The organism is Microcoleus sp. PH2017_24_DOB_U_A, from assembly GCF_020738205.1.
GTDB lineage: Bacteria > Cyanobacteriota > Cyanobacteriia > Cyanobacteriales > Microcoleaceae > Microcoleus.
Genome location: NZ_JAEQCT010000074.1, coordinates 19,735 through 42,671, shown reverse-complemented (window position 1 = coordinate 42,671; position 22,937 = coordinate 19,735). Strand labels below are relative to the sequence as shown.

The following is a 22,937-nucleotide window of genomic DNA, read 5'->3' as shown; positions in this document are numbered from 1 at the left end:
GCGCTCCGGAAAGGTACGTAGTTGCGCTTCAGCGCTCCGGAAAGGTACGTAGTTGCGCTTCAGCGCTCCGGAAAGGTACGTAGTTGCGCTTCAGCGCTCTGGGAGCATCACATTTTTGCAAAAACCATCTTGCTTGCAGTGCTGTCCACCAAGAACGAGCTGTATAATACTCGCTCGGAGTGGACAGCACTATAACAACAAAACTGAGATGCTCCCGAAGTAATTGCGCCGCGAATTTCTGTGGCTTCATCCAGATTTTGTCGATGAGTATTAATTGGGGAATCGGCGACGGAAATCGCTAGTATACTGTATGAAATGGTGTTAGCAATCCAATGCTAGAAAAGGTAAAACTTCATAACTTCAAAAGTCATCAAGATACAGAAATTAATTTTGACAATTCAGGCTTACACGCCCTCGTAGGACAAAACAGTTCTGGTAAAACATCCGTTTTGCAAGCATTGCATTATCTCAGTCAGCTTACTAATTCATCATTTGCAAATATTTTTCAGAATGAAAGAGCGCCTCAATTTCTTACAACAATTGGGCAAAATAATATGTCTGTTACTGCAAGTGGTTGTTGGAAAAACCCAGATCGAAATGATTGGGAAGCTTCTTATGAATGGAGACAAAGAGTTAATCATTCTTGGTTTCCGACAGCATCATGGAAGGCCGATAAAAACCAGGAATATAGGAAAGTAATGTCTAAAACTTCCTTAATCACTACGAAAGAGCCAATTCCTGAATCTTTGAGATACTCAGTTCATCTTAAGCTAGTAGCTACTAATCTTGCTAAAGCAGCTTACAGCGATGCAATCATTCCGCGAGTTGAGTTCGATGGTTCAGGCTTAGCACCTACCTTAGACTATCTTCGTGACGAAGCTCCAGATAAGTTTCAATCTTTACAAGAAATGTTGAAACGGATTGTACCAGGTGTACGCGAAGTAGGCGTAAAACGAGCCAAGGTTATGGTAAATCGCCAACGCTTAATCGAAGTCGATGGCAAATCTATCTCCTACGAAGAAAGTCAGGAAATGACAGGGCAAGAAGTTGTCCTAGACATGAATACTGGTAAACGCATTCCAGCCCATGCGATTAGCGAAGGAACAATGCTCGCCCTCGGATTACTGACTGTTTTGATAAATCCAACTCAACCTAATTTAGTGTTACTAGATGATGTCGAACAGGGACTCCACCCAAAAGCACAACGAGAATTAATCGCTGTTTTTAAAGAAATTATTCAACAAAACAACAACCTGCAAATTATTTTTTCCACCCATTCTCCCTACATTGTGGATGAACTTACTCCGTCTCAAGTTCATGTATTAAGTAACAATAACTCCGGTGTGACTCGTTGCAAAAGATTAGATGAACATCCTGATGTAGAATGGGCAAAACAAACTTTAACCACCGGAGAATTCTGGGATGCGGAGGGAGAAGATTGGGTGGTTGCAGGAGAAATTAATGATTGAGTTTGTAGTGATTGTCGAAAGTAGTGCAGACGCACGAACCGCTACTAAATTAGCCGATCGCACTTTAGTGCAAAAAATTGACTGGTTAGACCCTGAGATGCTGCAACATCTATATCAATGGAGTGGTTTAGAAGCTGGCACAGAGAATTCTTGCTGGAAAAATATTAATCAAATTATAGATAATTTCCAACAAAGCTTAGGATTCCGTCCTCCCAGATATTTAGGTCATCGTAAAGATGGAGCATTAAAAGCTGATGGTGCAGCAGTGTCCGAGTTGTGGGACGAAAATCTAAAATCTTAAATGTATTGACGGCGGCCCCAGAAGCCGCTACGCTGTGAAATTAAGGTTGCTTTGCTCGAAGATGAAGCAGCCACGATCGCCCGAAAATCTAGTTGCACTGTCCGAAGCTGTAACCAGCAGCAACGGACAGCTAACCGCCAAACTGAGATGAGCAGTCTGGAGGCTGATCGAGAATCTTAGCATTCTCTGTCGCCGCCCTGCCTTTTGTTAGTATGCGGGGCGGCTGGGTTTTTGGGTTTTCCTCCCAGAAAACAACCAAAAACCAGGAGACCATAATTATGTCACAGGAATTCGTGCCTGACGATAACTCTTCCGTGCAGCCAAATGACGGCTGTGCAGTATCCGAACAGGAAATCGTGCAGATAACGGTTGTCGGTTCCCAGAAAACCGTATTAGAAACCATCCACACCTTGTACAGGCTGGGATTCGCCACCGTCGGCGATTGGAGTAAGTTGCAGCGAGGCCCAAAGCCGGGACAATTTATTAGCGTTTTAATCAAGCGCAAAGCCTAGAAATTGGTCTAGCCTCATCGGTTATATCAGCGGGCGGTTGAAATAGACAACACGGCGATGAAATAGAGGACACGGCATTGCCGTGTCCCTACCCGATATCGTTATTTCCAGCAATTTTATCCTTCACTCAATCCCGCTTGAAAAATCTGTTGTGCCGTCAACTTCAACTCTGGAAAAGTTGGCGACTCAATCCTATCATCTCCCCGAAATTGACTAACTTCATACTCGCCATCAATCAACCGATAAATCGAAATAGTCGGTTGCTTGGGATTCCCAATAAATCGACGGCCGCCCAAACCGAGATAATCCACAATCCAATATTCGGGAATGCCGATTAGTTCGTATTCACCTACCTTTTTTATGTAGTCATCTTGCCAATTCGTGCTAACGACTTCAACAACCAGCGGAATTGATGCTCCTTGAGTTACGGTTGAAAAATTTTTCCACAAAGGTTCTGATGTTAAGTTGGGGCGATTTAATATCAGAATATCCGGCGAATAAGCTGATTCGTTTTCTGGTGGCTTAATTAATGCTTTTCCGGGGATGAAGTATGGACGTTTTTCTTTTCTAAACTCAGCAGTTAATTCGGAGGCTAAAAAACCGATAACTTCTTCATGGTCTCCTAATGGCTGTGACATTTCAACAATCTCTCCATTGTGCAGTTCGTAACGTCCGTTTTCTGGCTTCCATTCCGCAAATTCTTCAAAAGTTAGCGTTTTAGCTGCTATTTGAATCATGGTTATTCTCCTTGGTGATGAATCGGGCGGGCTAGAAGCCCACCCCACAAGATAAACTGACTCTTTGTGGAACAGGCATCTTGCCTGTTCAAGAAAATAAGGCTAAATGCAAGTTCTTACCTATAGCCTTTCTCAAAAAGATGAGGTGTAACTGATAGATCGATAATCATTAAACTCAGAGGGCTGAAGCCCAACAACGTACCTAATTTTTCTGATAAGCGCTATTCATATTATAAATGCCCAAGGCCCAATTCCCAATTACCATTTGATTAATTGTGCATCTTGATTAAAAAAACTCCGACACAATCCCTCAGTCAACAATAGAGTGGCGATTAAAGTTGCTAGCGCCAACACAAACATAATCAAAATTTGATAAGATGCTGCATCCAAAGGACTGACACCGCTCAACATTTGACCCGTCATCATTCCCGGTAATGTTACGATACCTACGACTGTCATTGTGTTTAATGTGGGGATTAATCCAGCTTTGATCGCATCTTTGCGGTACTGTTTTACTGCTTGCTGCGGAGTCGATCCTAAACTTAAATGGGTTTCTATTTCTAATTGGCTGCTGTTAACTGTACTCACAAGTCTTTCACCAGCGATCGCCCCTGAGTTCATCGCATTGCCCAAAATCATCCCCGCTAGGGGAATCAAATACTGCGGTTCGTACCAGGGATCAGGTTGCAAAATTAGCAAGTGTGTATAGGCCAGAGTAAACGCCGTACCGATCGATATCGAACCCACAACTAACGGCAGCAAGTGCTTGATTTTTTTGCTAATCCGGTTGGTGGCCACCATGCTAGCCGTGGCCAGCATGATTGCTAACACTGCTAACACCAGCCACGGATTTTTCCCCTCCGGCGCAAACACCACGGCGAGCACGTAGCCGACTCCGATTAGCTGGATCAAGGTGCGCCCCGCCGCGATCGCCAGAGCCCCTTCCAACCCCAATCCCTGCCACGCCGAAAGCCCGATCGCGATCGCCACCATCCCCAAAGCCCAACCCAAATCAGTAAAATCTAGCAGAATTAACATCCGCGCTCCCTTTCGATAAAGTGATTGTTTGCCCGTCCAACTATAAGATATTTGAATAAAGGTTTCTGAGAAACAGTTTTGCTGTAAGAATTTGCTTTGATAATGGTTGCAATTTGTGGTGTCAAGAGTGAATAACGTTCCCCCCCTCGATTTAACCCAGCAGTACGCCCAGATTGGCGACGAAATCGGCGCTGCGGTACAAAAAGTGCTCGCCTCTGGCGGCTACATCGGCGGCCCCGCCGTCAAGAGTTTTGAGCAAGAGTTTGCCAACTACACAGGCGTTTCCGACTGCGTTGGCTGCAACTCCGGCACCGATGCCCTAATTTTGGCTTTGCGAGCTCTCAAAATCGGCCCCGGCGACGAAGTAATTACCACTCCTTTTACCTTCTTCGCTTCCGCTGAAACAATTAGCGCTGTGGGTGCAACTCCCGTATTTGTCGATATTGACAGCGGGACTTTTAATCTGGATGTCGAACTTTTGGAAGCGGCAATTACCGACAAAACCAAGGCAATTATGCCGGTTCACATTTTCGGACAACCCACAGACATGACTCGGTTGATGGAAATTGCCACCAAGCATAACTTAGCCGTCATCGAAGATTGCGCCCAGTCTGTCGGGGCCGAGTGGGAGTCTAGAAAAGTCGGCAGCATCGGCCATGTGGGCTGCTTCAGCTTTTATCCGACCAAAAATTTAGGCGCTTGCGGTGACGGCGGCGCGGTGACAACAAACGATCGCGCCCTGGCAGCTTCCATGCGTATGCTTAAGGAGCACGGACAGTCTTCTAGGTATTTTTACGAGGAAATAGGCTACAACAGCCGTCTGGATGCCCTGCAAGCGGTGATTCTCAGCATTAAGTTGCGGTATCTCGACAGTTGGAACTCCCAACGGCGCGAGAAAGCAGCCGTTTATAGCGAATTTCTTTCCCGCGTGCCCGGAGTTGCTGTCCCCAAGGAATTGCCAGCAGCCAAGCCTGTTTGGAATCAATATACAATTCGCTTGACAAGTCAAGACACAATCCGGCTGACAAGTCCAGAAGGCGCGCCAAATCCTTCTGGTAATTTCCGCGACTCGATGCGGACTAAGTTGCAGGAATCCGGCATCGGTTCGATGGTTTACTATCCGTTACCTTTGCACCTGCAACCTGTTTACAAATCTTTGGGCTATCAAGCCGGTCAGTTGCCTGTAGCTGAGCAAGTTTGTCGCGAAGTCTTGTCTTTGCCGATGTTCCCGGAACTTTCGAGGGATCAACAGGAGAGGGCAATTTACGGGCTGAAAGATTGTTTGGCAAAGGGCGGATAGGATTTAGTGGCTTTTGTGCGATCGCCCGATCGAAAGAAATACCTGAGAATAGAGGAATTGTAGGGTTGCAGTGTCGTACTGGTGCAGCGGTCAGGAAAACATATTAAGTGTTTTGACTGATCACTTGTACTTTTATCAGAAATTTGGGTTTAAAACCCCGTCATAAGCTTGACGGCTTTCTGCTATAGTATTCGTAGGTTGCTGACCGTGAGAACGTGAGGAAACAGGTTGAACGTCCTACTCCGGGATCTCAAAATCTTTAACCGTCAATGGTAAAAACCAAATCCACACGGTAAGAGCAAATAAAAATCAAATAGCGTGGGACACACGCGAATTTACGCTTGGGGAGTAGTCCGTAAGAGTGCTTGCTGTAAAAGGTGTAGTCGGACTAGACATGAAACTGTAAGACCAAAACTGACATTGTTGGTAGAGGCACGATTCAGCCCAAGAATCCTCGTACCTTGATAGTCGAGGAGTGTCAAGTACTATATTTAATGAAAAGAAACAAATTTAGGCTGGCAATCCGCCTTCAACGGGTGCATTTTCCGCTCGCCTAAAATTTGCGATCGGTCAATGATGAAGAAGGAAGAAGGAAGAAGGAAGAAGGAAGAAGAAAGACGGAAGAAGGAAGACGGAAGAAGGTTTTAACTTTCGACTTCCGATGCCCGATGCCCGATGCCCGATGCCCGATGCCCGATGCTTTTATGCCCGATGCCCGATGCCCGATGCCCGATGCCCAATCTCAATTTAAGCTGCAATTTTCATAAAACAAGAGGAAAATAAACGAGTGCCTCAGTATCAATTCACTCAGGCTAGACGCTACGATCCACAGGCGATCGCCCAATATTACCGCAACCGTCCTTGGAAAGCAATTTGGCGAGCAATAACCGTTATTTGGTCATTTGCAGGCTTCGTACTCGGAATGCTGTGGGACAGTTGGCAGCACGAAGTTGCCGCCCACCAGCCGGAACGCGCCGCCCATCTGCGACTAATACTCACTCGCTTAGGCCCCACTTTCATTAAAGTCGGCCAAGCCCTGTCTACTAGACCAGACTTAATCCGCAAAGACTTTCTCATAGAACTAATCAAACTTCAGGATCAACTGCCGCCCTTTGATTCGGTGCGAGCATTTGAGATTATTGAAGCAGAACTCGATCGCAAAATCAGCGAAACTTACAGCGAAATCTCCCCCGAACCAGTCGCCGCCGCCAGTCTCGGTCAAGTTTATAAAGCCCGTTTAATCACCGGAGAAGAAGTAGCAGTCAAAGTTCAGCGACCGAATTTGCTACCAATCTTGAGCCTTGACCTTTACTTAATGCGCTGGGCTGCTGGATGGTTGGGCCCGTTGTTGCCACTAAATCTCGGTCACGACCTCTGTTTAATAGTCGATGAATTCGGTATTAAATTATTCGAGGAAATTGACTATATCAACGAAGGCCGCAACGCCGAAAAATTTGCGACCAATTTTGCCGACGACCCGACCGTAAAAGTTCCGAGCATTTACTGGCGCTATACTGCAAAATGCGTTCTCACTCTCGAATGGATTGACGGTATCAAACTGACAGATATGGCAAGTGTCAAAGCCGCCGGTTTAGACACTAATAGCTTAATTGAAATCGGAGTTCGCAGCGGTTTGCGGCAGTTACTGGAACACGGTTTTTTTCACGCAGACCCCCATCCAGGAAATCTGTTTGCCTTAGCGGACGGCCGCATGGCTTACATCGATTTTGGGATGATGGATCAGATGGAAGAAACAACTAAAGAAACTTTGGTTGATTCTGTCGTTCACTTGATCAACAAAGATTATTTAGAGTTAGCCCAGGATTTTGTAAAACTTGGGTTTTTGACACCAGATACAGATATTATGCCGATCGTCCCGGCGCTGGAATCTGTCCTCGGCGATATCGTCGGCGAAAAGGTAGGAGACTTTAACTTCAAGACGATTACAGACGAGTTTTCGGAGTTGATGTACGACTATCCTTTCCGAGTCCCCGCCAAATTTGCCTTAATTATTCGGTCTCTCGTCACAGAAGAAGGTTTAGCCCTTAGCCTCAATCCAGATTTCAAGATAGTTGAGGTAGCCTATCCCTATGTAGCCCGACGTTTGTTAAACGGAGAATCTCCGGCATTGCGCCGTCGCCTGATTGAGGTATTATTCAAAGATGGCAAATTCCAGTGGAATAGATTAGAGGAGATGATTGCGATCGCCAGATCCGATCGCAGTTTCGACCTGCTACCCACAGCCCAACTCGGCTTGCAATTTTTGCTGTCAGAGGAAGGGTCGTTTTTGAGACGCCAGGTAATGTTAGCCTTGATTGAGGACGATCGAATTCACACCGAAGAAGTTGGCAGCCTCTGGAACTTAGTCAAAGAAGACCTGCAACCAAGTCGCTTGTTCAACGTTGCTTTAGGCGCTTTGACAGAGTTCTCCACAGCAGGAACAGCCGCGCTGAATCGATTTTAATTAGAAGGAAGAAGCAAGAGGGAAGAAGGAAGAAGGAAGAAGGAAGAAGGAAGAAGGAAGAAAAATAATTCTACTTTTGCCAATTCCCAATTCCCAATTCCCAATTCCCAATTCCCAATTCCCAATTCCCCATCCCCAATTCCCAATTTTCCCATTACCCCAAAAGAATTATTCGTGTATTACTTTCCAGAACCTCCCTATTTTTTAATGACTGCTGGATTAATAGCAGGTATGGCATCAGGCTTAGCCTTTGAAGCAACTCTCAAACAAGCCGTACAACTCTGGTCTAAAAATCGTTCTAGCCGTACTTTGTCCAACCTAAAAGGTCTACAATTGCAGTTGCCTTTTTTGGGAATGGCCGGCGGAATTTGCGTATTTTTAGCTTCAGGAATGGAGATATTCGGCTTCCCCAAATTACTGTCCTACGTTCTAGCCCTGCCCCTGACACTACTAACAGCATGGCTAGTTTGGACTCAACTAGCCAAAGTTTTAATTGAACTACAACGCGGAGGTTCCCAAGCCTTAGACTTGGATTCTTTTTTTGAAGAACCATAGTTAAACATCAACCCTCTTTTACAACGAAGAGGGTTGGTTCGTAGTAAGGACTTTAGTCCTTCTTTATTAAAATCCGCAACTTAAATAGAACATTATTAACCCTTTGAATACCCCAACTTTTGAAATTCCTCTGCAAGCGCAGTAACAAATTGGGAGGCGCGAGTTTTGGTCGTGTTTCCGGCGAATTCAAATAGCGGTAGTGCAGAAATACATCGCGGTAAGGAATCTCAACATCTTCGCCCGCACACAATCGAGTAAATTTTGCAGCCGAAATACTCATGTAATGCAAATAAGTCAGCCGCCGTCCTTTGTCGTATAAAACATAATCTATCACATCAAATTGAGAAGACCAATGATTTCCCGTTATCAGTGCAGGTTGATGATAAGCAAAATTATAAAAAGAGATAGCGCTGCGGGCGACTAAATAGTTAAATAAAGGTTGGTCAGTTCCCCGCAAAGACAAAATTTCTGCTTCTCCTGAAGTCAATTTATCTAAAAGTTCGGCTAAGTTATTGCGATTTAAAATACCTTTTTTTGCAGCAAACCAACCAGCACAAAAAATCTGAGATTCCAGTTTTTCAATCTCAAAAAATGCTGCGAGTTTTTCTGATGATAAATCAAAGACATAATTGAGGTCAGATTTGTATTGAAAATCGTTAGCTACCCAATCAAATTCATCAAGTTTTTGATAAATATAATCCAGAGAACCCATTAACAGAGTGTCGGCATCAAAATAGACAAACTTGTCAAAAGGGCCATCAAAACAGCAAAATTTTCGGTGCATTCCCAAACAGTGAACTGGCGCCCAACCTTTAGCTTGCCAAACTTTTTGAGCTTTTTGGTGAGATGTCCAAACTACAGTCGCGAAGTCTTCCCAAAATTGGATGGAATCGGCATTGTCAAATAGAGTAACATTGCTTCGCGAGGCAATTTCTACTCGAACTTTTTGCAAGTTATCATCGTAGGGAATGATGCAAACAGGAATAGTTTTCGCCCCATTAACTTCGAGACTATTCAATAAAGCGACTAAGTGATCAAAAACCACATCATTGCCTAGAATATAAATACCATCAGTCATAGTTGTTAATAAGTAACTGTTTAGGTGCGGGCAAGATGCCCACACCACAATAAAAATGATTGACTGTGGAACAGGCATCTTGCCTGTTCCTCAAAGCTTGTTTAAAGTTAAAAGCACAATAAAATTTATGAATTGTGGAACAGGCATCTTGCCTGTTCCTCAAAGCTTGTTTAAAGTCAAAACCACAATAAAATTTATGAATTGTGGAACAGGTATCTTGCCTGTTCCTCAAAGCTTGTTTAAAGTCAAAACCACAATAAAATTTATGAATTGTGGAACAGGCATCTTGCCTGTTCCTCAAAGCTTGTTGATAATAATATAACATATCAGTTTATCCTCATCTACTGAAAGGCTGAAGGATTTTTTGCATTAAATTTGGTTTTCTTTCATCCAAATAACGATAATATCGCCAAAGTTTCCAATAAGGAGTACCGGATTTAATTGGTATTCCAGCCCAGTGAATATATTTTAATCTTTTGCCTTTGTCATAAAGCACATAATCTCTTTCCTGAAAATGTGTAGAACCAGCCCAGCTTCCAGGTTCTGCTGCTGAATCTTTAACAAGATTCCAGCGTTTGAAAATTAACTTGAGAATCATATAATTTAGTATAGGCTGGTCTGTGACATTTTGAGTAAAGTCAAAATATTCTCGATGTTCCGAACATTCCCGCAAAATTTCATACATTTGCGATTCTGCAATCGTGCCTTTTCGGGAAGCCCAAAAACCGCTGTTGAATACATCTTGAAGCTGTGAGTCGGTAAAGATATTTTGTTCTTTGACAATGGGTGAAAATATATTTCGCAGTTTTTCGCTGAGGTGGTGATAGTCGCAGCAAAAAAAGTCTACTTCTGAGAGTTTGTTGAGGTTGGCTGCGATGTCTTCAAAGACGATGATGTCGGTATCGATGTACAGAAATTCGTCGAGGGGGCCAAACCAGGCGCAGAGTTTCCGCATTTTGTTGGGAAGGGCTAGAAAGTTGCGATCGAATATTTGGCCAATTTCCCTGGTAAACTGTTCCACAAACCCCAGATTTGGGTACAATTGCACACCATAGAGGCTGCTGAGGGCGGCAGCGACTTGCAGATAATTGTCGTCAAACGGGATTAAAAAAACTGGTACTTGACAATTGTACAGGCGTATGCTGGCTAAAAGGGCGATCGCACTTTCCATCACCTTATCATTAGCAACAATATAAATACCGCGACTCATAAATTTATCCTCAACCTTCTCAAGACTCTTTCTAGCAAACTCGGCGCAGAAATATCAGCATAAGACTTTAGCGGTTCCCTAAAAACCGGCCGCTTCGAGGGTTCGCGGAGATAGCGGTAATGTAGAAACAAATCGCGGTAGGGAAACTCAATATTTTCGCCAGCACAAACTCTCCGAATTAAATCCGGCTGCACCCCAATATAATGAAGGTAAGTCAGGCGATTTCCCTTGTCGTACAAAATGTTATCTCGGGTTTGAAAATGTGGGGAAGTGACACTGCAACCAGTTTTTTCATCATCCGGGAGACTGCAACCAAAATTATAGCTGTTCATCCCCGTTTTCATCACCATATAATTGAGCAACGGCTGTTCTCCCGCACCTGCATAGAGAATTTCCGCCTCCCCAGATAGCAGTTTACCTAACAGCCATTCTCTAGTATCACGGTCAAAAACTCCTTGCTTGCTGGCGTAAAATCCAGAACAAAATATTTCCGAGTCGAGCCGATTTTGCTCAAAAACTTCCAGCAGTTTTGGCGAATCAATGTTGTAGACTTTAGTTGGGTCGCGAAATTGAAAGTCATAAACCACAAAATCATATTTATCTAATTTATCAAAAACCGCATCTAGCGAATTCATTGCTAAAGTATCAGCATCCATGTAAATAAACTTGGCAAACGGGCCGTCGAAAGCGCAAAAGCGGCGGTGCGCGCCGTAAAGCCGGAACTTTTTGCGATTTAAGCGCTCAGGTGCGGCGGCTTGCATAAATTCATCCCATCGCTGAATTGATGCAGTATCTTCATAAATAAACACGTTGGGACGGTTAATGATTTCTGCTTTGATTTGTTCTATATGCTCGTCGAAAGGATAAATACAGACAGGAATATTTGAACCTAAAATTACTTCAATACTGTTGAGTAAAGCAATTAGTTGGTCGTAAACTACATCGTTTGCTAGCGTGCAAATTCCCTTCATATCATGTCCTATCTATTGACCGTAATAACTAAGGTTAGTTCGTAGTGCGGACTTCAGTCCGCTCTCCGGCTGCGGACTTCAGTCCGCACTACGAACCTATTTTTTGTACTATTTCCTAAGATGCAAAATTAGACAGCCAATTGAGCAAGTTCAATTCGTGGAGAATGATTTGCCTAGCTTCAGCAATTTTATCCCTCGCTTCATGCCAACAATCCGGCGTAGCAATCACCTCTTTAATAAATTCTACTCCCTTCTCATCCAAACTGGGAAGCCGCAAAAAACTTCCCGCCGGCAACAACTTATCCGCCGCCGAACCGCCGTAATAAATCGGCAAATTCCAAGCTAATAAAGCATCCCAAAGTTTTTCGCTGACATACCAATCATTTTCTGCATAATTCTCCACAGCCAAATTGTAATAGTAAGGCGCGACAGCGTGCCATTTATTATTAACCGTGCCGTTTCCCTGCGCCCAACTTGGCAAGTTTCGCCCGTAAAGGTCAAAATCTAATTCTGCTTCTTGCAGCAAATTGATAAAATCTAATCTGCGTCGGTGGTTGGCTGTGCGACTAACGCCCGAAGTTATCCAAGAACAGGATTTAGTTTTAGTTGGTGGTGGCATTTCATTCAATTCTCGAAACGAGTTTGAGTGATACCAAATCGCGGGCATATAATTGGGATTGGGCGCAAAATCATCCGGCCCGGAAACGTAACCGCAATAAAGTTTTGCTTGTTCGTAGTTGGCTTTGGTAATTTCAATAACTTCTGCTAAAGGCGGTTCTCTGATTAGATAAATAATCCGTTCTTGGGGGACGTTGCGGAATTTATCTCGAATGTCATTTTCTGGTTTATTATGCCCGTGTCGGCGTATTTTGTCGAGCCATGACTGCTGTTTAGGCTGTCGGGGAAAGTCGAATTGATACATGAGCAAAAAATCTGGTTCCGGGTGATTGGCGAGCATTTGAATGTTGCCCCATTCCCCAAAGTTGTGAGGTGTTTGTTGCCACAGCCAATCGCTTTGATTCATGCCTGGATAGGTGGTGATTGCACTGATAATTATTGGGTTCATTTCTCTCTTAGTCCGCGGAGGCGGACTTTGTTTATGTAGCCGCGGTTTCAACCGCCGGGGCTAGGAATAGGTAATTTAAAATTATACAAAACTAATGAATAATTTGCGATCGCACTTCTTCATCCACATAACTCAAAATCCTCTCGATCCTATTTTCCCACGAAAATTGCTTGACAAAACCCAATGTTTCTGCATAACCTTCGCTTCTCCTCGGATATTTTGCTAAACTATCTCGAATGCTTTGCGCGAACTTGTGCGGGTTATCAGGTTCGCACCAAATGGCAGCTATATTTCCAGATTTGAATTCCATTAAAGATGCAATCTCCGTCGCAACAATAGGAGTTCCCGATGCCATATAATCAAAGAACTTCAAAGGAGATGTGAATGTCGCGGCCTCTGTCTGACAGTGAGGGTGAGTCAAAACATCGGCGGCTTGCAGCAAGCTGGCTAGTTGATTTTGAGGCAGGTAGCCGAGAAAATTGATGTTCTTGACTTGCTTGTCTGTGGCTAACTGCTGGTATGCTGTTACTTGAGATGAGTCACCACCGGCGATCGCAAATTGAACTTCCGGCAACACCCGCGCCACATCCACCAGCATATCCACACCCTTAAACGGGTACAGCCCACCCGCATACACCGCTAAATATTGCCTTCCACCTGCTAATAATCGCTGCCGCCAATTCTCCGCTGCGTCTGTTTGTCTCGCCAGAAACAACTGGTTAAAACCATTGTGCAGCATAATGACTTTTTCCGCTGGCATCCCATTTTGAATCATGCTGTATCGCACAGTATCTGCAACAGTTACAGCAATTTGAAAGAGAGGATTATTAACAACCTCCGGCTCAAATTTCTTATCTTCGTGGTGGTGTTGTTCGTAGATAGCAGGAATCCCGTGTTTAATGGCAGCTTTAACAAAGTTCCAGTCGCGAGTATGAACAATTTTAGTCGATTTCAGCAGGTGAATTGGCAAGTAGTATTTTGAGACTATTGTACTGGAACTTGTCCACTTGCTGTTCAAAAGGTCGATCGGCCACGGCATCGGTAAGTATGCTATTTTTAATTGCTCTTGAATATTGTATATTTGAGCAAGTTTTGCATCGGGTTTTCTCGGTTGAAAAGGATGAAACCAATCAACTGGATTAAAAGCCTTCCATCCTTTACGGATATATACCAAAACTGCTGGATAACCGAGATTTGCTGCGGCATTTGCTGAGTGTGCAACTTGAACTAAGCTGGCTACATTCGGTTGTGGCAAGATATTTCTGGTGAAAAATACATAGTATTTCGACATTGGAATTGGTAATGGGTAATGGTAATTGGCTGGATCGCGGCTGGATCGCGGCTGGATCGCGGCTGGATCGCGGCTGGATCGCGGCTGGATCGCGGCTGGATCGCGGCTGGATCGCGGCTGGATCGCGAGCGAGACGCTCGCACTACTATTCTAATAACAAATAACAAATAACAAATAACTAATAACTAATAACCAATAACTATTTTGTTGCTTGACGTTTAATAGTATTTTCTATAAATTCCAAAGTTTTGAAAATATTAGCAGCCGAGTGATATGATTCTCTGATTAACTCATCTCTTTCTTCGGGAGAATCAACCATTTCATCTACTAGCAACTTCAGGTAAGCTATCATCGGAGTCAGGCGAGTGCGAATTTCGTAAGAACCTCTAATCAAAGCTTCATCGCGGGCGGTTTCTTCCGCAAATTGCATTGAATACAAGCGAGTGTAGTAACCTCCTTTGGCTAGCAATTCTTCGTGAGAACCGATTTCTACGACTTGTCCGCGATCGATCACGGCGATTTTGTCTGCTTTTTGGACTGTGGAGAGGCGGTGGGCGATGACTAAGGTTGTGCGATCGCAACTCAGTTTCTCGATCGCCGATTGCACGTATCTTTCCGAAACCGTATCCAGCGAACTCGTTGCCTCGTCTAAAATTAAGATTTCCGGGTTTTGCAGCAAAGCCCTAGCGATCGAAATCCTCTGACGCTGCCCTCCCGATAATATCACACCGCGATCGCCAATTTGAGTATCCAACCCCTCCGACAACCGTTCAATAAACTCATAAGCATTCGCCCCCTGCGCCGCTTCCACAATTTCAGCCTCCGTCGCATCGGGCCTAGCGTAAGCAATATTTTCGCGCACCGAAGCATTAAACAAAAACGTATCTTGGCTAACAATACCCATCGCCTTTCTGAGACTTTTTAGCTCAAATTCGCGCAAATCTCTACCATCTATCGAGATACTACCTTCAGTAGGATCGTAAAATCTCGGCAGTAAATCTGCCAAAGTTGACTTCCCAGAACCCGAAGTTCCTACCAAAGCCAAAGTAGTGCCGTAAGGTAGAAATAAATCAATTCCTTGAAGAACTAAATTTTTGTGATTCGGATAACTAAAAGATATTTTATTAAAACTAATTCCCGATCGCAAATGAGTGTATGGCACAGAACCGTTCAGCATAAAAGGCTTCTCATCGCAGCTCAAAAAATCATCAACTACTTCTACGCTAGCTGACGTATTAGCAAATTGACTCCGCCCGCTATTCAACTGAGAAATCAAAGGAATTAACCTAAAAAGTACCAATAAATAGGTCAGCAGAACAGTTGAAATAGACTCAATTTCATTAGCAAATATTGTACGACCGATAAATACAATCAAAATTATCACGATCAAATTAACAACTTCGTTAATTGGGGCAATCGCCGCATAATTTACCTGAGCCTGAAAATCCGCGTGTTCTCGCCTTTGAATTAAATGCTTAATCCGCTGATACTCCCTTTCTTCGTTACCCGTTGACTTAACTAGCCGAATCCCAGTCATGGTTTCCAGCACCCTCACCGAATAATCTTTCGACATTTCAGAAAGCACGAGACCAAAATGCTTAGAACGGTTAATAATATATTGATTTGTGCAAGCAACCAATCCCAACAAAAGCGTAGATGTCAACGTCAACTTCCACGATATAGAAAGCAGCAAACCCAGAAACACGAAAACAGTGACTGAGGTAGTAAACATTCCAATTGCCGTACCAACTGCACTCGCAGTCCGGCCAATCTCCCCGCCCAATCTATTAATCAAATCCCCGACTTTAGTTTTAGAATAAAAATCTAAATCTACTTCTAACAACAACCGCAAACCTGCTTCTCGCAAATCAAAAGTCAGAGAGCGCGTCAGAGAAGTGGCGACTAAAGTATTAATATAGCTAGCAAGATTTTTTAATATAATTGCCAGAACAATCGCCCCGGTCATCAACATTAAACGCTGATTTTCCGGCATTCCCTCAAAGGGATACATCAAACTTTTAATGAGAGGTGGAGCGCCGCGCAGCTCGATAGCTTCCCCCAAAAAAATTAAAAGCACTGGTACAATCAGAGTAGTGCTGATACCGCTGAATAAAGCCCCAGCAAAGCCCAGCATCACAGTTAACACAATCCTGCCCGGATATCGTCTCGCAAATTTTAGGAGTAGCTTATTGGCAGACATGAAGCATTCCCAGCTAAACAGTACGGCATCTCAAAATATTCTTTAATTACAGCCAGTTTTTCTTCCTCCATTCAGTCGCTTCAATTTCACCTATAGCTACCTGCAATTATATCTGAAAGTATCGGTGCCATTGCTTGAATACTATATTTTTTCACGCATCTTTCCCGAGCTTTCATTCCTTGGAAATTGGCGGCTGTAAAATTTTGAAATATCCATTTAATTTTTTGGGAAATTTGATCGGGAGAACTAGGTTCGACTAAATAACCAGTTCCGCCTAAAATTGTAGGAATATCTCCCACGCGCGTAGACAAAACAGGCTTAGCCATTGCCATGCCATCTGTCAGCTTGAGCGGAAACTGAGCCACCGCTGTCAGAGTGTCTCGCTGAGGAACAACGACAACGTGAGCAGCCGCTACAACTTCCGGCATCGTTTCCACAGGAAATTTTGGCAGTTTAACAACCCAACGACCCCATTGTTGCATAAGTCTATCATCATAATCATCATAAGGACTTCCGCCGACGATCGCTAATTTTAAATCGGGCTCATTTAACTGTTCGAGGGCCATCAAAACATCCTCAACACCTTTGTGAGGTCGCGGCGCCCCGGGAAACATCAGAACTCTATAGCCCGACAAGCCGTAACGCTCTCTGCTCAATTCAGGATTGTATTTAACAGGGTCAAACATTTCAGTATCCTTACCATTAGGCAAATATACACCACCAAAACGCTGTTTTAAAAACTCTGTATCAACGGTGACAGCATCAGCACGGGAAACTAAACCTTCCATCCACTTGACATATAGCGGATGATCCGGTTCTCGCAATTGACCATTGTGTTTAAAAATATCTCGATAAAGTTGCTTAAAAGAAGGGCGATATTTCCATTCGTCACCGCCGAACCAGCTAAGTTCCCAGTCATCAATGTCTAAAATGAGAGGGCGGCGAGTATCGAGTTTTTTGAGCAGCGATAAACCAAAACTTGTAGGCTTAGGTTTCACTGCATAAATAATATCCCCATCGATTTTTTTCAATAATTTTTGAACATCCATCAAAAACCCTGGATAGTTTTTCCCCGGTATCGCACATACGGGGATGCCTGTCGGAGGAATAGCATACAATTCCTTACCAAACTGAAATCCCACAACTTCTACATCACATTTAAGCTCGATTAGGACTTGAGCTAGTAGAAAAGCACGAATTGCACCTCCTCCAGACAAATCGCTCACCACTAATGAAACTTTCACTTGGTAATTTTTTATTAAAAAAGTTGCTTTATTTTCCTGCTTAAACGATCTTTTGTCAAGGGTAGCAAAGCAAAAAATATTTTTTTCAGTGAAATCCTTGGATCTTTTAAGGCTAAAATATCTTTGATTTCTTGTCTTAATTTGGTAGCTGCTGATGCCGTTCGCAAGTAAAGCTGCGGATGAATTAAGGAAAGCTGAAAAATGTTAGTTCTCGCTGCCTCTTTTTGCAAGACTGGATTTGTTGTTAAATATTCCCGATTCGCAAATATAAGTATATTCTGGGCGTAGTACCATTTAACTCGCTCATTTTGCCATATTTTATGTCTCATGCAGTCAATCGCCACATATCCTTGCTCTTGAAAGAGTTTCGCCCAATAGTCTGGCCACTGTTCGTTAACGTGATTTGTTCCCCCTTGAAATGGTACTGCGGCAGAGAATAAAATCACTGGGCCAAGCTTCACTAAAGACTCTATAAATACTCGGGCACACTCTGGGGGCAAGTGTTCTGCTACTTCTAGAGAAACAACTAAATCAAATTGTTGTTGGACGCGCAAAGGTTGGGTTAAATCTAATGCTAAAAACTTGTTTTCAGGGATTTCTAGCATTTTGATATCTACCCAATCACCGTCTATTCCTAAAAAATCTTCAACGCCGAATTCTTGGAATGCGGACAGCCAAGTCCCCGTACCGCAACCGACATCAATTACTCGTTTGGGCTGCACGAATTCCCAAAGGATAGGGATAATTTCTATGGCTGATTCGTAGGAGGTTGTTTGTAAGTATTGATATAATTCTTTGGTATAATGTTGCACGGCCTAGAGTAGTAAGTTGGTCAAGTTTATTTTAAGCGCCAGGGATTGTTAATTTGATTTGGTAAAAATATTTTAGCGGTGCGATCGACTATTCGAGTAAAAAGCGATCGCGTGACGTTCTTTGCGTACTGCGGGCGGTAGGGGTAGGTGCAGTGCATGACTTTTATCGGTTTGTCGATCGCATAAGCATCTTTCCACTTATCCAAATAGTTGTACACAGGGGACAATGTTCTCATTTGCGGTTTCACAGATTCAATAGCAGCAGCAAAAGCACCCTGGTCTTTCAAAAGTAGCACATTTTGATGCGCCACTACTATCTCGAAATATTTCTTAAATTCCGCGAACAATTCCTGATTTGTACTGCTTTTCGTAAAAGCAATAAATCCGCCATTGTATTGAATGGTATTTTTGTTTAGTGGCAATCCCACAGACTGCAAAGTTGACAGAATATCTTGCTTGACTCTTAATAAATTGCTCGCTTTCGCAATCGCAGGCTGCACATCTTCTGTCACCAACAAATCCACCTCATCAAGATAGCCGAAAACCTCATCTATTGGCGACAGCAAACAAATATCGCAATCCATATAAATAGTTTTCTCAAACAGAGATTCCCCGTACAAAGACAGCTTGGCTTGGCGCGACGCTAAAACAGGATTTTCGTGAGAGGGTGCTCTTTGCAATATGACATTTCCAAACACCTGAAGTAAAGGATATAAAATTCGAGGTACTCTATCTATTAAAATAATAATTGGTTCCTGGTGAAATTTCCTGACGGACGCCAGAAAATGAACGCAATCTTGGAAAGAGTAAAGACCTGTTAAAATAGTGATAAATCCCTTAGTTGCTAGTTTCATTAGTGCGTCCACTCCCAAAAACTCTCGTTCCAGTTATCTCGATAATTAAAAATTCCTTCCCATTCATAAAAATGCACAAAATCTTTCAAGTTAATTACTTTATTGATATTTTTGAGCATATAAAGAGGTTTTTCGCCATAAAAAGAAGCCCACATAGTATAACTACTAGGCGGCCCGACAATATAGTCGCACTCAGCCAAAGCATAGATATCTTCGATTAAATGACCGTTAGCAAAAACGCAGTTAAAATCATCAAATAACTTAGGATTTTGCTGAATATTAGAGCAAATCAAAAACTTGATTTTGTTACCTTCAAATAGTTTGACTATTGAATTCATCACTTCTAAGTATTGCTCAGTTGTGTAAAAGTATCTCCCCTTTTGGTGCTGAGCATAATCCCCTTGACGGATGTGAACTCCAACGATCGTATCTGCGTTATTTTTTACATTCAATATCAAACTATTTACATTGATTTTATATTGTTGTAATGGTGTAAAGTAGGATCTAATCTCATCGGCGTACTTATACAACTTTGGCAAATCTTCTACAAACCAGCCATCTCGAAATAACCAGCCTTTAAAACAAACAATTGAACTATTTTTTATTGCTTGAATATCCCGATAATTTATCCAATTAAACGGCTTTTCTCTGGTAATTTCTTGCGTTTTAAAGATATTTTTATTGCTTAAATTATTGATGAGTTTAAAATATTTATTTCTGATAAATCTGTTACCTGATACGGTAAAATATGGAGGAGGATAACAGCACAATAAATCTTTGTTCGTGTCTACAAAGAATTCTGCATATTCTTCAAAAGCTGGATTGAGGACAGTGCAATTATGCTCGATCGCCCAAGCTATGAAATTGGCAAAAAGCAGCAGTCTGTTGCCTAGTTGTCCCGATTTAGCAGATATTATCAACATAGTCGCTATTTTGGTTAAGGTAAGGTGCGCGGCGCGCACCCTACAGACTAAGGGTGATGACGTTTTTGGTGCCACTGCCAAGCGTGAGTTACAATATCCTTAATGTCGGGATATTCTGGAGACCAACCCAAGGTTTCGATCGCCTTTTTGCTGCTGCCAACCAAACTAGGCGGGTCTCCCGGACGCCGATCGCACTCCACAGCCTTAATCTCTTTTCCCGTCACTTGGCGGGCTGTTTCAATCACCTCTTTTACCGAAAACCCGCCACCGTTGCCCAAATTAAAGAAATCTGATTTGCCGTCATTTAGCAAATATTCTAGCCCTAAAATGTGAGCTGACGCCAAATCGTTAACGTGAATGTAATCGCGAATGCAAGTACCGTCAGGAGTATCGTAATCGGTGCCGAAAATTGCGATCGAATCTCGTTTTCCCAAAGCAGCGAACAACACCAACGGGATCAGGTGAGTTTCGGGCTTGTGATCTTCTCCTAACAACCCGTTCGGATCGGCTCCAGCGGCGTTAAAATAGCGAAAACAAACAGACTTAAAATTGTACGCCGCGTCAAAGTCTGACAAGATCCTTTCTACCATTAACTTAGTAGCACCGTAGGGATTGATCGGATTTTGCGGGTGGTCTTCGGTGAGGGGGATTTTCTGCGGTACGCCGTAAGTCGCGCAAGTAGAAGAAAACACCAATTTCTTAATCCCAGCAGCAATCATCGCTTCCAAAAGTGTAATCGTGCCGATGACGTTGTTCCGGTAATATTTAGCTGGATCGGTAACAGATTCGCCGACGTAAGCGTAAGCAGAAAAGTGCATTACCCCTGCAATGTTGTGGGTGGCGAACAAGTTGTCGAGAAGTGCGCGATCGTTTGTATCACCAACTACTAACCCTACTTGCAAAACCTGCTCTACTATATCTCGGTGGCCGTAAACTAAATTATCTAAAATCACTACACCGTAACCGGCATTTTTCAGCGCTAATACTGCGTGAGAGCCAATATATCCAGCTCCGCCTGTTACCAAAATTGTTGGTTTTTCTGTACTCATATTATTCTGGGTTGTTTTGTAGCTGTAACTGTCGATGAGATTGCAATACGGTTGGGTTAAGCCTGTTTATGCCCCGGAGATCCCCCTCGCATCCCCCTTAAGAAGGGGGACGAAAGAGAATTCTCTTGTCCCCCCCTTTTTTAAGGAGGCTGTGAGAATTCTCTTGTCCCCCGATTTTTAAGAGGGCTTTGAGAATTCTCTTGTCCCCTCATTTTTAAGGTTTGTGAGAATTCTCTTGTCCCCCCCATTTTTAAGGAGGCTGTGAGAATTCTCTTGTCCCCCCCTTTTTTAAGGGGGGTTAGGGGGGATCGGCGTTAACTGCAACTGTGGATTATCTTGTGAATTTACCAGCTCAATCGATGAACTTGAGGCGACCAATTTGGATGTAATCAAATATCCGATTGATTTGATATCGATCCTCCTCTGAAATTTTATCATCAGATAGGATCGTAGAAGTCAAAACTAAATGTTCCCGGCGAGAGATTTTGCCAGACGTGACAATCCGATCGACCATTTGAGAAATTGTTAAGTTGGATTTGTTTTGAGATGTTCGCATTTATTCGATCGCATTTATGTCAGAATATTTAAAGCTGCTGGGAGTTCTCGACCTAAAAATCGTCTGTACCAGACTGCAAAGCAATTTGTGGAACAGCAGAAACAATGTATCAGAGTTTTACTTCCAAAGATAGATGCGCTGATTATAGAATTCTGCATTATGCCTTCGGAACACGCTCACAATATTTTAATTGTATAATATTTTTTCTAGAGAGGCTGTTTTCTATGCAGGTCTATCGGATTCCGGTACTGTCGGACAATTACATTTTCTTGCTGTACGACCCCGATCGCCATACAGTAGCAGTGGTCGATCCAGCGCAAGCAGAACCGGTCTTGCAGCAAGTGCGATCGCTCAAAGCCGAATTAATCGCAATTTTCAACACGCACCACGATCGCGATCACGTAGGCGGCAACCAGCAACTGATCGATCGCTTCCCCCAAATTACAGTTTACGGCGGCGCCGAAGACCGAGGCAGAATTCCCGGACAGCAAGTATTTTTACATCAGGGCGATCGCGTTGAATTTGGCGATCGAACCGCCGAAATTTTCTTCGTGCCCGGCCACACAAAAGCCCACATAGCCTACTATTTCCCGCCCAGCAACCCAGGGGAAACCGGCGAATTGTTCTGTGGAGACACTTTGTTTGCTGGAGGCTGTGGCAGACTCAAAGAAGGCACTCCCGCCCAAATGCTAGCTTCCCTCGAACAATTGCGAAACTTGCCCGACAATACCAGAGTTTGGTGCGCCCACGAATACACGCTGACAAACTTGCAATTTGCCATTAGTGTAGATCCCGACAATCCTGAGTTACAGCAGCGCTTGGCAGCAGTTAAAGAAGCTCGCAGCCGATCGCAACCTACAATACCATCATCGATCGGCATCGAGAAAAGCACAAACCCCTTTTTGCGCTGGGATTTTCCTAGTCTTCAGTCAGTCGCCAACAGTCAAGATTCAGTGCAAACCTTCGCTCGATTGCGCGGGATGAAAGACCGATTTTGACAGTTGACAGTTGACAGTTGACAGTTGACAATTGACAGTTGACAAAAGAAGGAAGGGTCTTGGAGTAATGAATCGTCTGATTTTAATTTTTCTTTAAAAAGGAGAGGCTTTCAACCAATTCTTTCTGGTATAGCCCTTCTCAAAAAAGTGAGCTATGACATATGCCCTATGCCCATGCGTACCTCATCTTTTTGAGAAGGGCTATAAATGTCTGTATTGGGTTAAGTTGGGGGCACGAACCAAAGTAAAAGGCGATCGGTCTAAACATCAGAAGAGCCGTGGCACTGGAGGAAAAATAGACCGCTATAT

General features: G+C 43.4%; 25 protein-coding genes. 10 read left to right on the top strand and 15 right to left on the bottom strand.

Going from position 1 to position 22,937, the window contains the following annotated elements; genetic code table 11:
* The first annotated feature begins 332 nt into the window (after positions 1–332).
* The 3 genes from JGK07_RS21160 to JGK07_RS21150 all read left to right on the top strand — a co-directional run bounded on the left by JGK07_RS21160 (position 333) and on the right by JGK07_RS21150 (position 2,282).
* On the top strand, positions 333–1,469 hold the full coding sequence (locus JGK07_RS21160; RefSeq protein WP_293225423.1) for an AAA family ATPase: 1,137 nt from the start codon (positions 333–335) through the stop codon (positions 1,467–1,469).
* The gene (locus tag JGK07_RS21155; RefSeq protein WP_293178350.1) at positions 1,462–1,770 is read left to right on the top strand and encodes a hypothetical protein; all 309 of its coding nucleotides are present in this window, start codon (positions 1,462–1,464) and stop codon (positions 1,768–1,770) included. The genes JGK07_RS21160 and JGK07_RS21155 overlap by 8 nt, the downstream gene beginning before the upstream one ends.
* Before the next feature lie 278 nt (positions 1,771–2,048).
* Positions 2,049–2,282 carry a hypothetical protein gene (locus JGK07_RS21150; RefSeq protein WP_293178353.1) on the top strand — a complete coding sequence of 78 codons (234 nt, stop codon included), beginning with the start codon at positions 2,049–2,051 and terminating at the stop codon, positions 2,280–2,282.
* A gap of 116 nt (positions 2,283–2,398) precedes the next feature.
* On the opposite strand, the gene JGK07_RS21145 is transcribed toward JGK07_RS21150, so the two are convergent.
* The gene (locus tag JGK07_RS21145; RefSeq protein ID WP_293178356.1) at positions 2,399–3,019 is read right to left on the bottom strand and encodes a Uma2 family endonuclease; all 621 of its coding nucleotides are present in this window, start codon (positions 3,017–3,019) and stop codon (positions 2,399–2,401) included.
* A 258-nt stretch (positions 3,020–3,277) separates the two neighbouring features.
* Positions 3,278–4,057 (bottom strand): iron export ABC transporter permease subunit FetB, encoded by a 780-nt coding sequence (gene fetB / locus JGK07_RS21140; RefSeq protein WP_293178359.1) that lies wholly within the window; start codon positions 4,055–4,057, stop codon positions 3,278–3,280.
* A gap of 127 nt (positions 4,058–4,184) precedes the next feature.
* Between fetB and JGK07_RS21135 the strand changes: the two genes are divergently transcribed.
* The 3 genes from JGK07_RS21135 to JGK07_RS21125 all read left to right on the top strand — a co-directional run bounded on the left by JGK07_RS21135 (position 4,185) and on the right by JGK07_RS21125 (position 7,821).
* Positions 4,185–5,357, top strand: a complete 1,173-nt coding sequence (locus JGK07_RS21135; RefSeq protein WP_293178362.1) for a DegT/DnrJ/EryC1/StrS aminotransferase family protein — start codon at positions 4,185–4,187, stop codon at positions 5,355–5,357.
* A gap of 560 nt (positions 5,358–5,917) precedes the next feature.
* Positions 5,918–6,124: a hypothetical protein gene (locus tag JGK07_RS21130; RefSeq protein ID WP_293178365.1), complete on the top strand. Its 207-nt coding sequence runs from the start codon at positions 5,918–5,920 to the stop codon at positions 6,122–6,124.
* Between the two features lie 20 nt (positions 6,125–6,144).
* Complete coding sequence (locus JGK07_RS21125) at positions 6,145–7,821, top strand: AarF/ABC1/UbiB kinase family protein (protein ID WP_293178367.1); 1,677 nt, start codon at positions 6,145–6,147, stop codon at positions 7,819–7,821.
* Here JGK07_RS21125 and JGK07_RS21120 read toward each other — a convergent pair.
* Positions 7,818–7,976 carry a hypothetical protein gene (locus JGK07_RS21120; protein WP_293178370.1) on the bottom strand — a complete coding sequence of 53 codons (159 nt, stop codon included), beginning with the start codon at positions 7,974–7,976 and terminating at the stop codon, positions 7,818–7,820. The two genes, JGK07_RS21125 and JGK07_RS21120, sit on opposite strands and share 4 nt — an antisense overlap.
* Positions 7,977–7,995: 19 nt before the next feature.
* Between JGK07_RS21120 and JGK07_RS21115 the strand changes: the two genes are divergently transcribed.
* A complete protein-coding gene (locus JGK07_RS21115) occupies positions 7,996–8,376 on the top strand; it encodes a hypothetical protein (RefSeq protein WP_293178373.1) in 381 nt (126 codons plus the stop codon).
* A 52-nt stretch (positions 8,377–8,428) separates the two neighbouring features.
* Here JGK07_RS21115 and JGK07_RS21110 read toward each other — a convergent pair whose 3' ends face one another.
* The gene (locus JGK07_RS21110) at positions 8,429–9,454 is read right to left on the bottom strand and encodes an Npun_R2821/Npun_R2822 family protein (RefSeq protein WP_293193361.1); all 1,026 of its coding nucleotides are present in this window, start codon (positions 9,452–9,454) and stop codon (positions 8,429–8,431) included.
* A gap of 55 nt (positions 9,455–9,509) precedes the next feature.
* Between JGK07_RS21110 and JGK07_RS21105 the strand changes: the two genes are divergently transcribed.
* Positions 9,510–9,776, top strand: a complete 267-nt coding sequence (locus JGK07_RS21105; RefSeq protein ID WP_293193360.1) for a hypothetical protein — start codon at positions 9,510–9,512, stop codon at positions 9,774–9,776.
* A gap of 15 nt (positions 9,777–9,791) precedes the next feature.
* Here the strand turns inward: JGK07_RS21105 and JGK07_RS21100 are convergent, their stop codons facing one another.
* From JGK07_RS21100 to JGK07_RS21085, 4 genes are all read right to left on the bottom strand, one after another.
* Positions 9,792–10,664: an Npun_R2821/Npun_R2822 family protein gene (locus tag JGK07_RS21100; RefSeq protein ID WP_293193359.1), complete on the bottom strand. Its 873-nt coding sequence runs from the start codon at positions 10,662–10,664 to the stop codon at positions 9,792–9,794.
* The gene (locus JGK07_RS21095; RefSeq protein WP_293225425.1) at positions 10,661–11,635 is read right to left on the bottom strand and encodes an Npun_R2821/Npun_R2822 family protein; all 975 of its coding nucleotides are present in this window, start codon (positions 11,633–11,635) and stop codon (positions 10,661–10,663) included. Before JGK07_RS21095 ends, JGK07_RS21100 begins: the two co-directional genes overlap by 4 nt.
* A gap of 115 nt (positions 11,636–11,750) precedes the next feature.
* A complete protein-coding gene (locus JGK07_RS21090; RefSeq protein ID WP_293196472.1) occupies positions 11,751–12,701 on the bottom strand; it encodes a glycosyltransferase family 10 in 951 nt (316 codons plus the stop codon).
* Between the two features lie 91 nt (positions 12,702–12,792).
* Positions 12,793–13,992 (bottom strand): glycosyltransferase family 4 protein, encoded by a 1,200-nt coding sequence (locus JGK07_RS21085; protein ID WP_293196474.1) that lies wholly within the window; start codon positions 13,990–13,992, stop codon positions 12,793–12,795.
* Positions 13,993–14,003: 11 nt separating this feature from the next.
* Here JGK07_RS21085 and JGK07_RS21080 point away from each other — a divergent pair, with 11 nt between their 5' ends.
* The gene (locus JGK07_RS21080) at positions 14,004–14,156 is read left to right on the top strand and encodes a hypothetical protein (protein ID WP_293200893.1); all 153 of its coding nucleotides are present in this window, start codon (positions 14,004–14,006) and stop codon (positions 14,154–14,156) included.
* 35 nt (positions 14,157–14,191) lie between these two features.
* Here JGK07_RS21080 and JGK07_RS21075 read toward each other — a convergent pair whose 3' ends face one another.
* From JGK07_RS21075 to JGK07_RS21045, 7 genes are all read right to left on the bottom strand, one after another.
* The gene (locus JGK07_RS21075; RefSeq protein WP_293212148.1) at positions 14,192–16,192 is read right to left on the bottom strand and encodes an ATP-binding cassette domain-containing protein; all 2,001 of its coding nucleotides are present in this window, start codon (positions 16,190–16,192) and stop codon (positions 14,192–14,194) included.
* Positions 16,193–16,278: 86 nt separating this feature from the next.
* A complete protein-coding gene (locus JGK07_RS21070) occupies positions 16,279–17,436 on the bottom strand; it encodes a glycosyltransferase family 4 protein (RefSeq protein WP_293178391.1) in 1,158 nt (385 codons plus the stop codon).
* A gap of 14 nt (positions 17,437–17,450) precedes the next feature.
* Positions 17,451–18,248: a bifunctional 2-polyprenyl-6-hydroxyphenol methylase/3-demethylubiquinol 3-O-methyltransferase UbiG gene (locus tag JGK07_RS21065; protein WP_293203539.1), complete on the bottom strand. Its 798-nt coding sequence runs from the start codon at positions 18,246–18,248 to the stop codon at positions 17,451–17,453.
* 26 nt (positions 18,249–18,274) lie between these two features.
* Positions 18,275–19,102, bottom strand: a complete 828-nt coding sequence (locus tag JGK07_RS21060) for a hypothetical protein (protein WP_293178394.1) — start codon at positions 19,100–19,102, stop codon at positions 18,275–18,277.
* Positions 19,102–20,025 carry an alpha-1,2-fucosyltransferase gene (locus tag JGK07_RS21055; protein WP_293178397.1) on the bottom strand — a complete coding sequence of 308 codons (924 nt, stop codon included), beginning with the start codon at positions 20,023–20,025 and terminating at the stop codon, positions 19,102–19,104. Before JGK07_RS21055 ends, JGK07_RS21060 begins: the two co-directional genes overlap by 1 nt.
* 47 nt (positions 20,026–20,072) lie before the next feature.
* The gene (gene galE / locus JGK07_RS21050) at positions 20,073–21,074 is read right to left on the bottom strand and encodes a UDP-glucose 4-epimerase GalE (RefSeq protein WP_293178400.1); all 1,002 of its coding nucleotides are present in this window, start codon (positions 21,072–21,074) and stop codon (positions 20,073–20,075) included.
* Positions 21,075–21,426: 352 nt separating this feature from the next.
* Positions 21,427–21,630: a hypothetical protein gene (locus tag JGK07_RS21045; protein ID WP_293178403.1), complete on the bottom strand. Its 204-nt coding sequence runs from the start codon at positions 21,628–21,630 to the stop codon at positions 21,427–21,429.
* A gap of 224 nt (positions 21,631–21,854) precedes the next feature.
* On the opposite strand from JGK07_RS21045, the gene gloB reads away from it, so the two are divergent.
* Positions 21,855–22,628 (top strand): hydroxyacylglutathione hydrolase, encoded by a 774-nt coding sequence (gene gloB, locus JGK07_RS21040; protein WP_293178406.1) that lies wholly within the window; start codon positions 21,855–21,857, stop codon positions 22,626–22,628.
* The last annotated feature ends 309 nt before the right edge of the window (positions 22,629–22,937 follow it).

Bases quoted from the DNA above. Each gene is read 5' to 3' on its own strand.
- JGK07_RS21150 (WP_293178353.1), top strand. From the start codon at position 2,049: ATGTCACAGGAATTCGTGCCTGACGATAACTCTTCCGTGCAGCCAAAT.
- JGK07_RS21095 (WP_293225425.1), bottom strand. From the start codon at position 11,635: ATGAAGGGAATTTGCACGCTAGCAAACGATGTAGTTTACGACCAACTA.
- JGK07_RS21120 (WP_293178370.1), bottom strand. From the start codon at position 7,976: ATGGGAAAATTGGGAATTGGGGATGGGGAATTGGGAATTGGGAATTGG.
- JGK07_RS21110 (WP_293193361.1), bottom strand. From the start codon at position 9,454: ATGACTGATGGTATTTATATTCTAGGCAATGATGTGGTTTTTGATCAC.
- gloB (WP_293178406.1), top strand. From the start codon at position 21,855: ATGCAGGTCTATCGGATTCCGGTACTGTCGGACAATTACATTTTCTTG.
- JGK07_RS21055 (WP_293178397.1), bottom strand. From the start codon at position 20,025: ATGTTGATAATATCTGCTAAATCGGGACAACTAGGCAACAGACTGCTG.
- fetB (WP_293178359.1), bottom strand. From the start codon at position 4,057: ATGTTAATTCTGCTAGATTTTACTGATTTGGGTTGGGCTTTGGGGATG.
- galE (WP_293178400.1), bottom strand. From the start codon at position 21,074: ATGAGTACAGAAAAACCAACAATTTTGGTAACAGGCGGAGCTGGATAT.
- JGK07_RS21090 (WP_293196472.1), bottom strand. From the start codon at position 12,701: ATGAACCCAATAATTATCAGTGCAATCACCACCTATCCAGGCATGAAT.
- JGK07_RS21105 (WP_293193360.1), top strand. From the start codon at position 9,510: ATGATTGACTGTGGAACAGGCATCTTGCCTGTTCCTCAAAGCTTGTTT.
- JGK07_RS21080 (WP_293200893.1), top strand. From the start codon at position 14,004: ATGGGTAATGGTAATTGGCTGGATCGCGGCTGGATCGCGGCTGGATCG.
- JGK07_RS21075 (WP_293212148.1), bottom strand. From the start codon at position 16,192: ATGTCTGCCAATAAGCTACTCCTAAAATTTGCGAGACGATATCCGGGC.
- JGK07_RS21060 (WP_293178394.1), bottom strand. From the start codon at position 19,102: ATGAAACTAGCAACTAAGGGATTTATCACTATTTTAACAGGTCTTTAC.
- JGK07_RS21155 (WP_293178350.1), top strand. From the start codon at position 1,462: ATGATTGAGTTTGTAGTGATTGTCGAAAGTAGTGCAGACGCACGAACC.
- JGK07_RS21085 (WP_293196474.1), bottom strand. From the start codon at position 13,992: ATGTCGAAATACTATGTATTTTTCACCAGAAATATCTTGCCACAACCG.
- JGK07_RS21045 (WP_293178403.1), bottom strand. From the start codon at position 21,630: ATGCGAACATCTCAAAACAAATCCAACTTAACAATTTCTCAAATGGTC.
- JGK07_RS21100 (WP_293193359.1), bottom strand. From the start codon at position 10,664: ATGAGTCGCGGTATTTATATTGTTGCTAATGATAAGGTGATGGAAAGT.
- JGK07_RS21145 (WP_293178356.1), bottom strand. From the start codon at position 3,019: ATGATTCAAATAGCAGCTAAAACGCTAACTTTTGAAGAATTTGCGGAA.
- JGK07_RS21160 (WP_293225423.1), top strand. From the start codon at position 333: ATGCTAGAAAAGGTAAAACTTCATAACTTCAAAAGTCATCAAGATACA.